Genomic DNA, 9983 nt, shown 5'->3' on the forward strand with positions numbered 1-9983 from the left:
AAATTGGGATTTATTGGGGAATATAAAAAAAACGCATTGATAAAATATTGATTATCAATGCGCTTCTGAAATATTTATTGGGGAGTTTATTGGGGCGTTTTTTATTTATTGGGGGAAACTCCTAAATCGGCTATAAAACTGCTAAAATTTATATCGATTTGGCTATATCCTTCGCAGCTTGTATCGGTTCTCAATGTAGCTTTCATAAAATCTACATTATTGAAGACTTCTTTTTTAATAAATTCGATCCATTTTTTGCGACTTCCTTTATCTTTTATGCTGTTGGCTATATTCTTAAATACAACTTTTGTCCTATTAAACTCATCTTTTTTAATAGATAGAGTTCTTGAATTGTCACAATTAAGTAATCTGATAAAATCATCTATAGGGATACTATTCCATTGATTATTGTTGCATTTGTTATAGATTTTTCTTATTAATGTTTTGTCGATTTTAGGAATGTTGTTATCATCAATGATGTTTTCTATTGATTCTATTGAATATTCATCACTATGTTCTTTAATATATCTCCCGATCATTGTAGAAAAGAAGAAAACATCAAAATCATTCTCAATTTGATTACTGCAGGAAAGATAATAACTATAGTACAACCGGGTTGCTTGTTTTAAAATCCAGGTATGTAACTCAAATGCGTTTTCTTTTTCGGGCTCATTATTATTTTCATATATTTTTTCTGTCCATTCTATTAAACCTTGTAATACTATAATTAAATGATATTCAAGCCTCATTCCAATATATAATGTTATTAGTTCAATGAGTTGGTTTTGAATTTTAATAGGATGTTGATTATTCTCTTTTATAAATATACAGACTTTATTTAATGTCTCTATTATGTTCTTAAAATCTTCTGTTCCTAAAAAAACGTCTAGCTTATGCTCTTTTAGCTTTCTGTAATATGTGTAAAGTCCATATTCGCATTTATAGTTATTCGACATAAACAGATCATCAAAACTTTCATCTTCTTTTTTTAGATTTTCAAAAAATAATGTCTTTTTAATTTTTTCATTAGATAATGCTAAGATCAGATCGTACATAATTGCGTTTCCTTCATTAATTAGCTCTTCTGAATTATCCATTACTAATTTGGTGCCTTGAGCCAATATCTCATCGCATCTCTTGAGGTTTGATATATCTTCTGCATTATAATTAGCTCCTATCTTGATTATTGCTTCGTCAATTGATATATTATCTTCTAATAAGTATTTATAAACTTCTGCAAAATCATCCTTATAATATTTCTTCCACTCACATTCTAGCTGATTGTATTGTTCTTTCCAATTTTCCATGATTGATTATTTTGCTATTCGTAATTTCGTGAAATAATTCTCTTTAGCTGCTAGCATGCTCTTTTCCGATTCATCCAGTTTAAGGTACGTCTTTAGTTGCTGCTCGCTGTTGTGTCCAGTGATAGCCATAATAGAACTTAATGAAGCCCCGGCTTTATACATATTGGTTGCTAAGCTTCTTCGGCAGGTATGAGTTTTAAGAAGGTCGCAGAAACGTTTCTTTGCTGTATACTCCATTGCTCCCCGTTGTTCGTCCAACTCTACTATTTCCGTCCATCCTAAAGCCTCTCCAATCTCTTTGATATGGTCGTTTATCTTTTGGTCGTAGACTTTGGGAAGTGTACCGTTATATTTGTCAAGGATAGCTGCAACCCGATAATCAAGAGGAATATAAACGATATTTCCGGTCTTTTCCTGTTTAAGTTTGATGTACTTATTGCCATCGGTAAGGGTAACTATCATTTTTGAATTGATGCGCTTATAATCACTTACTCGTTGCCCGGTCAGACAGCCGACTACAAACACATCTTTTATCTTTTCCCATGCCGGACGATTGGATAAATCGTACTCATAAAGTTCCTGTATTCGTTCTTCAGTCAAGTAGACATTATCAACATCTTTATAGATCACATCAAAACCAAACCGGACGTTTGCCGCATCCATTAGTTTAAGCTGTTCGGCTGCATAACAGATTGTTTTGCATATCTTCACCATCCGGGCAATAGTATTAGGGGAATATTCCTTATCTGTGAGGAATGATCGAAAGTCATTATAAAACTCTATTGTCAGATCCTCAAAATCAATAACCTTTAGCCTTGTTTCCTGATACGCTTTAAACTGGGATTGAAAGCCTTTGTAGCTTTTGATTGTTCCAGGAGATATATTTGTAGTTCCTCCCTTCTTTTTCCGTTTTCCTGTTTCGCATTCGTGAATGAATTGTGCTATGAAGTCGTTGAAGTTGGTAGCCTGTTCTTCTTCTAGGGCTTTAGCTTCGGCTTCTGCTCGTTCTTTTTCGGCTGCTATCTGTTCAGCATATACTATTTCATGTATACGCTCTTTAGCCATGTTGGAAGTTATGGCTACACCATTTTTTATTAGTGCGTCAATCGTTGATGAAATAGCGTCTAGTTTAAGGTAAAGTTCTTTTCCTTTGCCTGTCCTGAAAGCTGTTAGAGCTTTGGCTCCTGTTAAAGATTTGTTCCACTCTTTTATATCAACCTCTAATCCGGTAGATACTCGAATGTTAATCTTTGGAACCCTGTTTTGTATGCGAGCGTATAAGGTTGCATATCCTTCGCTTTTGTCAGTTCTCAAAATGAATGTTGCACCCATATTTTTACTTTTATAAGTTGGTACTACAAAGATAGAGATTCTTTTTGATTTGGTACTACATTGGTACTACAAACTTTTATCTTATTTTATTCTATTTTCTTTGTGTGATAAATAATTTGTTGTTTTTCAGTAGTTTATGAAGATAATGTTTTATCTAATAAATAAGGAAAATAAAGAAAAAGAGGTTCGCCAGGAACCTCAAGTAACACTTTGAATTCCTTGAAAGTCAAGTACTTTCAAGGAATTTCTTTTTTGGGGGACCATTCTGGGGACCAATTAGGTAATATATTATGGATATACCGTTACTGCATGCGCTAATCCTTTTTATTTTAGGTTTTTCCCTACTGACAATTATGGAATTCACTTATTAATTCTGATTTTCCTGCGTTACTTTTGTTCTAAACCAAAAGAAAAACGCCATGAAAAAGATTTTATTTATCCTGTTTGTTGCCCAGTTTATTTGGGCTCCTTATATAATAAAGGGCTATGGTGCAAATCTTGTTGAAGATAATTATGAGTATTCGGGAGTTGACCAAGGGAGAGAGAATGTTGAAAAGGATATTTTTGGTATTATCATTATGTGTGATGATTATTGTAATTGAAAGACTATTGAAAAGGATATCTTAGGGAATATCATCATTCGTGATGATAAAGGCAATAGAAAGACTATTGAAAAGGATATTTTGGGGAACATCATTATCCGTGATGATAGAGGCAATAGAAAGACTATTGAAGAAGATATTCTAGGAAATACCATTATCCGGGACGATAAGGGTAATAGAAAAACTATAGAGAAAGATATTCTGGGAAATACTATTATTCGCGATGACAAAGGGAATAGAAAGACGATTACAAAAGATATCTTTGGGAATACTATTATCGAGGATGATAAGGGGAATAGAACAACCATTAAAAAAGATATTTTTGGAAACGAAATAATTGAATATGGTAACGGTCATGGGAAAATTATTAAAAAGGATATTTTTGGAAATACAGTCATTGAGGAGTATTAAAATGTACTTTTTAAAATGATAATATATGGGATGTCATTTGAGATAGGGGTTATTCGCAATATCGTGGATAGCCCCTTATTGTATGTTATAACCTGGCAATAATATTTTCGCTATAAAATCATATTATAATCGTAAAAGTGTATATATTTGCATAGTGCGGAGATAAAATATTTATTTCTAAGTTATTCAAGGATAAAGAAATGGAACACAAACAATTACTAACTGTATTTAATTCACTTCCTGTTGGAATAGGTTTCTTCACAGCCGATGGCACTCTGGTAAGATGCAATGAAAGCTTCTGCCGAATTTTTGGCGCTGACTCGCAAACGCTTCTTGGTAATAAACTCAACATAAATGAAAATTCTGTGGTTCCTGACGTGGTGAAGGAAGCAGTTCGTCGTTGTGTTCCGGTACAGATGAGTTTTTTGTATGATTTCGATAAACAGAGAACCGATAAACGCTTTTTCTCTACGCGTACCCGGACCTGCTATTTGAAATGTAATGGTAATCCTCTTTATGATAATGATGGCAAGTTTGTTAATTACATTTTTATCTTTGAAGATATTACAGAAACGGTGAAAAGTGAAGAGGTACTCCGTCAAAGTCGCCGGAAAACGGAGCTTGCTATGAAGGCAGCCAACATCATGTTTTGGGAATTTGATGCAGTGGCCAAATTATTTTATAGTGATAATGAACCGCTGAATGGATACGATCAGTCTAAGCCAGTTAGTATGGCACTATATCTGGAGACTTTGCATCCGGATGACCGTAGTCAGGTTACTGAAGTAATGGAAAGAATGAGCAATGGGGAAGATTTTTCTTTTTCTTTTGATAGCAGGGTTATGTTACCGGATAGCTCAACCTGGCAATTTTGTACGATAAGCGGTGCTCCTTATGAATTTGATTCTAATAAGAAGGTATTGAAATATGTTGGTACCCGAAAGAATAATACAGAGGTGCAGAAAAAGCAGCAGTTCTTCTATAATATATTAAATAATCTTCCGTTATCTGTTCATATCAAAGATGTAGAGAATGATTTCCGCTATGTTTTTTGCAATGAAGAGAGTAAGCTCATGTTTGGTACCAGCGAAGATAAAACTACTTATGATGTGCTGAGTGAAGAAGAAGTAGAGCGTATTCAGAAGACTGATTTAGAGGTATACAATACTGGGAACCCTTATTTCGGCATGGAACGTATTATACTGAAGGATGGACGCAGCTATGATACTATTGTTCGCAAAAGTATAATTGAAGATGATGGCAAACGCTTTCTGTTAAATACCCGCTGGGATCAGAGTTTACAAAATGAACTGAAGCGTCGTGCACAGCTGTTAACTGTCACTATGGAAGCGATGAATGCCTTCACCTGGTTTTTTGAGCCGGCTAAGAACAGGGTGAGTTTCGGTGAAGGTTTTGATAAAAATGGGAAAAAGGCATCAGAAATTAATTCGGTCGAGAAATATCTGACTCTCGTACATCCTGATGACCGACAAAAGTTTGCTGAAACTTTGCAAAAGGCGGTAGAACTAGGAAGCGGTGTATGGGATGTGGAATATCGCATTGACTTTAAAGGAGATGGCATGTATCAATGGTGGGAAACGCGTGGCCTTGTTGAAACCACAACTTTGAACGATGCTCCTTATAAGTATTTGTTCGGTATGACGCAAAATATCGATTCCTATAAGCAGACTGAATTGACCTTACTAAAGAATAAAGAAATACAGGACGCTTTGGTACGACAGAATGAACTGGTTCTTAACAATACGAATTCAGGGTTGGCCTACATCACGAAGGAATATATGGTTCAATGGGAAAATATTTCGTTATGTTCAAAAAGTCTTTCTTTTGAAGCCTACAAAAAAGGTGAACTTTGCTATAAAAGTACATATAATCGTACTTCTCCCTGTGAAAATTGTGTGATGCAACGTGCTTTTGTTTCATTACAGACGGAACAGATGAAGTTTTCGTTGGACAGTGCGCATACCGTTGAAGTGTTTGCCACTCCCGTAGTTCTTGAAGATGGATCTGTGGATGGTGTTGTAATTCGCGTGGATGATGTAACGGAGCGTGAAAAAATGATTAAGGAATTGCAGGAAGCCAAACATCAGGCAGAGCAGTCTGATAAATTGAAATCTGCGTTCCTGGCGAATATGAGTCATGAAATCCGTACTCCCTTGAATGCTATTGTAGGTTTTTCGGAGTTGATGGCTTATGCCGGAGAAGAAGAAAAGGCGGACTATATCCAGATTATTAATAGTAATAATGAGTTATTGCTAAAACTGATAAATGATATACTTGATTTATCCAAGCTGGAAGCCGGTTCGGTAGAACTGAAATACGAACCGTTCGACTTATCCGAACATTTTGAAAACATGTTTACTTCCATGAAGCAGCGCCTGAAGAATCCGGATATCGTGTTAACTGAAATCAATCCTTATCACTGTTGTCGGGTAACTCTGGACCGTAATCGCGTGGCACAAATTATAACGAATTATGTCACTAATGCTATCAAATATACTTCAAAAGGTTCTATTAAAATGGGATATGCATGTAAGGATGGAGGCGTCTATTTTTATGTGAAAGATACCGGTATTGGTATAGCTGATGATAAAAAAGGAAAAGTATTCCAGCGTTTTGAGAAACTTGATGAGTTTGCCCAAGGTACCGGACTTGGACTTTCTATTTGCAAGGCAATTGCAGAAGCTATGGGAGGTAAAGTCGGCTTTGAATCGGTACACAATGAAGGATCGCTGTTTGGGGCATTTTTACCTTGTGAAGTCGATACACTTTCTATGGTAGAAGAGAAGAAAGAAGAGAATATCTCCGGAGGAGAGTTTGGTGCGAATGACGAAGTGATGGAGAAGAGTGCCGGTCGGAAAACAATTCTCATAGCTGAAGATATACAAAGTAATTATCAGCTGGTGTCTACTATCCTGAAGGATCATTATGATTTACTGCATGCGGAGAATGGGCAAAAGGCAGTGGAAATAGCGCGTAGCCAACATGTCGATTTGTTGTTGATGGATATGAAAATGCCTGTACTGGATGGATTGAAGGCTACAGCTGAAATACGTAAGTTTAATGCTAGCTTACCTATCGTCGCACTTACCGCCCATGCTTTCGATTCTGACCGGATTGCTGCAATAAAGGTCGGCTGTAATGAATATCTGGTTAAGCCGCTTGAAAAAATGAAATTAATGGTGGCATTAAAGAAATATTTATAATCTTTGCATTGTGAATATCTGGAATTAGTTGAATATATCGATGAATCGTATTAAAGGTATACTTTATGCGGCGGTATCCTCCTCCACTTTTGGGCTGGCTCCGTTTTTTTCTATAACTCTGTTGTTAGCTGGTTTTTCGGCTTTCGAGGTGCTTTCTTATCGTTGGGGAGTGGCTGCTATTGTATTGACACTGTTTGGATGGTGTTCGGGATGTAATTTCCGGCTGGCAAAGAAAGATTTGTTAGTCGTTTTTTTATTAAGTTTGTTGCGGGCAACCACCTCATTCAGTTTGCTCATTGCCTATCAGAATATAGCCACGGGGGTAGCATCGACTATTCATTTTATGTATCCGTTGGCTGTATCATTGGCAATGATGTTTTTCTTTCATGAAAAGAAATCTCTTTTGGTGATGTTTGCTGTTTTAATGTCTTTGTTTGGTGCTGCTTTACTGTCATCGGGAGAGTTGGAGGCGAAAAGTGGTGATACAATAGTAGGATTGGTGGCGGCTTGTATTTCTGTCTTTTCTTACGGAGGATACATCATTGGGGTTCGAACAACACGAGCCGCTCAAATCAATTCCACTGTACTGACATGTTATGTTATGGGGATGGGAGCTGTTCTCTATCTGATAGGAGCTATGGCAACTTTCGGGCTTCATCTGGTGACAGACGGTTATATATGGCTGATTATTTTAGGACTTGCATTGCCGGCTACGGCTATTTCCAATATAACTTTGGTACGGGCAATTAAGTATGCGGGACCTACACTGACTTCTATTTTAGGTGCGATGGAACCACTGACAGCCGTTGTGATCGGTGTCTTTGTTTTTAAAGAACTGTTTACCCTGAATAGTGTTATTGGAATTCTTTTGATTTTGTTGGCTGTGGGTATGGTAGTATTTCGTAAGCAAAAATCTTAAAGAAGATATTAATAAAAAATGCTGCTTATCTGATGTGATAAACAGCATTCATTCTGGAGAGCCTCTTGTCGGATTCGAACCAACGACCCCGAGATTACAAATCACGTGCTCTGGCCAACTGAGCTAAAGAGGCGTTTTTCTTTTGCGGGTGCAAAGGTATGAATTTCTTTTAAAAATGCAAATACATCGCATACTTTTTTTATATTTGCAAAGTTACCAATGATTAGATGAAAATGAAAATTATGAATGTATGTAGTGTGGCGCTTTTAGCCATAGGTATATGGGCTTGTTCCGGACAGAAGAAAGGAACGGCGAATGTTGAAGTTGCAACAGATAGTGTAGAAGTAACTGCGGATGCAAAATCAGTTCAGGCAGATAGTACAGGATATATTGTTCGGGTAGGAGAGATGGCTCCGGATTTCACAATTACCTTGACAGATGGGAAGCAAGTGAGTTTATCTTCCCTTCGTGGTAAAGTTGTCATGTTGCAGTTCACTGCAAGCTGGTGTGGAGTTTGCCGTAAAGAAATGCCGTTTATCGAGAAGGATATTTGGTTGAAGCATAAAAATAATGCAGACTTTGCTCTGATTGGCATTGACCGTGACGAACCGCTTGACAAAGTACTGGCTTTTGCAAAATCTACCGGAGTCACTTATCCGTTAGGACTGGATCCGGGAGCTGATATCTTTGCGAAGTATGCATTACGTGAATCCGGAATAACGAGAAACGTGTTGATTGATAAGGAAGGGAAAATTGTAAAGCTGACTCGTTTATATAATGAGGAAGAGTTTGCTTCTCTTGTGCAGGCAATTAATGAAATGCTGAAATAAAAGAGAACCTTCATCAGATGTTTCCAACGGAACATATATGAGTATATAAAAATAGTAACGCTATCCTGATGTGATGGCGTTACTATTTTGGTTATATAGTGACGCTATCCGGAGTACATACCGTCACTATATGATGATGCATTTTCAAGCAATGCTAAGTTTGACCAAGTAATCGTAATGCTTTCCTTCTTTTATCAATTCTGCCTTAAAACCACATTCGGAAGCATATAAGCTAAGAGTCTGGAAATCTACATATAACCAGTCGAATGTGTCTCCTTTTACATCTTTATATTGCATTTGGAAGTCGATCTCTCCGTAGTAATCTCCGGCCAGATCGATGACTATGCTACCGTCTTCCTCTTCAAAAAGATAACGCAAATCACTGGAATCCATAAATATGCATCCACCGGGGTGGAGAATACGTTTCATCCGTTGGAAAAATTCGGGCATATTATTCAGCCGTCCGATGATTCCGGAACCATTCATGAGCATTAGGATCGTATCGAATGTTTCGGAAAATGTTTCATCAAAAAGGTTGATGAGACGAGGATCGTTCACTCCGCGTTGTTTCATTACTTCGACAGATAAGGGAGAAATATCAATGGCGCATACGTCTTTTCCCATTTCCTGAAGTGCCAGCGCATGGCAACCACTTCCGGCACCTACATCCAAAATCCGTCCAGTAGCCATTTGCAGGGCGGTACGCTCTAGTATAGGCATAGACTGTATACTACGAAACAGTTCTTTGACGGGAATTTCATCTTCTTCGAATTGAGAAGAAAATACCCGCAAACGATCAGCTCTATGATGGTTGAAATAGTCAGAAATAGCGGCTCCCATCGGGTCCTTTTCTGTAGAAAGAATTGTTGTTGCCATTGGTGGTTACGATTGTTAACTTTGCAAAGATAAATAAATCCGTAGAAAAGGGTTATCTTTGCCATCGGAAATGTTGAATACTAATAAATGATTATATGAGTATAGAAGAAGCAATCATGGGTGGCATCGTTTTTAAAGGTAAGAAAGATAAGCCCAAAGAAGAGGAAAAGGTGAAAACGAAAGCGAAAAAAGCGACGTATATTCGTGGACAACATGGTTCGGGTGCAGCGAAGATGAAAGCAGATATCCGGAAGAAAAGAGCTAGCCGACATAAAAAATAAAGGCTGTAGCAATAAACGGATCATCAATCCGGTTGCCTTTTAATCATTGAGGAGTGGCTTTTTTCTGATTAAGCAACTGGCAAGGTGGTGTTTATTTTCGGATACATATTTATAGTATTTGTTGTTTTAGGTATATATACTATGTGTTTGATAGATCATATATTCTACATAAAAAGTGGGGGCAGGATAATTATCCTGCCC

Annotated in this window: 7 protein-coding genes, 1 tRNA gene and 1 pseudogene; 5 read left to right on the forward strand and 4 right to left on the reverse strand. The window is 37.1% G+C overall.

Annotation, left to right across the window (positions count from 1 at the left end; translation table 11 throughout):
• Positions 1 to 101: 101 nt before the first annotated feature.
• Positions 102 to 1307, reverse strand: a complete 1206-nt coding sequence (locus ACT8YW_RS19830) for a hypothetical protein (RefSeq protein WP_444106897.1) — start codon at positions 1305 to 1307, stop codon at positions 102 to 104.
• 6 nt (positions 1308 to 1313) lie between these two features.
• A complete protein-coding gene (locus tag ACT8YW_RS19835) occupies positions 1314 to 2639 on the reverse strand; it encodes a tyrosine-type recombinase/integrase (protein ID WP_117515376.1) in 1326 nt (441 codons plus the stop codon).
• Between the two features lie 419 nt (positions 2640 to 3058).
• Between ACT8YW_RS19835 and ACT8YW_RS19840 the strand changes: the two are divergent.
• From ACT8YW_RS19840 to ACT8YW_RS19850, 3 genes and pseudogenes are all read left to right on the forward strand, one after another.
• Positions 3059 to 3652 (forward strand): annotated as a pseudogene (locus tag ACT8YW_RS19840) (hypothetical protein).
• 200 nt (positions 3653 to 3852) lie between these two features.
• Positions 3853 to 6876, forward strand: a complete 3024-nt coding sequence (locus ACT8YW_RS19845) for a PAS domain-containing hybrid sensor histidine kinase/response regulator (RefSeq protein ID WP_444106898.1) — start codon at positions 3853 to 3855, stop codon at positions 6874 to 6876.
• A gap of 40 nt (positions 6877 to 6916) precedes the next feature.
• Positions 6917 to 7795 (forward strand): DMT family transporter, encoded by an 879-nt coding sequence (locus ACT8YW_RS19850; protein ID WP_008648784.1) that lies wholly within the window; start codon positions 6917 to 6919, stop codon positions 7793 to 7795.
• 59 nt (positions 7796 to 7854) lie between these two features.
• On the opposite strand, the gene ACT8YW_RS19855 is transcribed toward ACT8YW_RS19850, so the two are convergent.
• A tRNA-Thr gene (locus ACT8YW_RS19855) sits at positions 7855 to 7928 on the reverse strand.
• 94 nt (positions 7929 to 8022) lie between these two features.
• On the opposite strand from ACT8YW_RS19855, the gene ACT8YW_RS19860 reads away from it, so the two are divergent.
• Complete coding sequence (locus ACT8YW_RS19860; RefSeq protein ID WP_004300781.1) at positions 8023 to 8625, forward strand: TlpA family protein disulfide reductase; 603 nt, start codon at positions 8023 to 8025, stop codon at positions 8623 to 8625.
• Positions 8626 to 8769: 144 nt separating this feature from the next.
• Here ACT8YW_RS19860 and ACT8YW_RS19865 read toward each other — a convergent pair whose 3' ends face one another.
• A complete protein-coding gene (locus ACT8YW_RS19865) occupies positions 8770 to 9501 on the reverse strand; it encodes a class I SAM-dependent methyltransferase (RefSeq protein ID WP_444106899.1) in 732 nt (243 codons plus the stop codon).
• Positions 9502 to 9596: 95 nt separating this feature from the next.
• Here ACT8YW_RS19865 and ACT8YW_RS19870 point away from each other — a divergent pair, with 95 nt between their 5' ends.
• Positions 9597 to 9782: a hypothetical protein gene (locus ACT8YW_RS19870; RefSeq protein WP_004300779.1), complete on the forward strand. Its 186-nt coding sequence runs from the start codon at positions 9597 to 9599 to the stop codon at positions 9780 to 9782.
• Positions 9783 to 9983 lie beyond the last annotated feature (201 nt).

This window comes from Bacteroides sp., assembly GCF_052357945.1.
Lineage (GTDB): Bacteria > Bacteroidota > Bacteroidia > Bacteroidales > Bacteroidaceae > Bacteroides.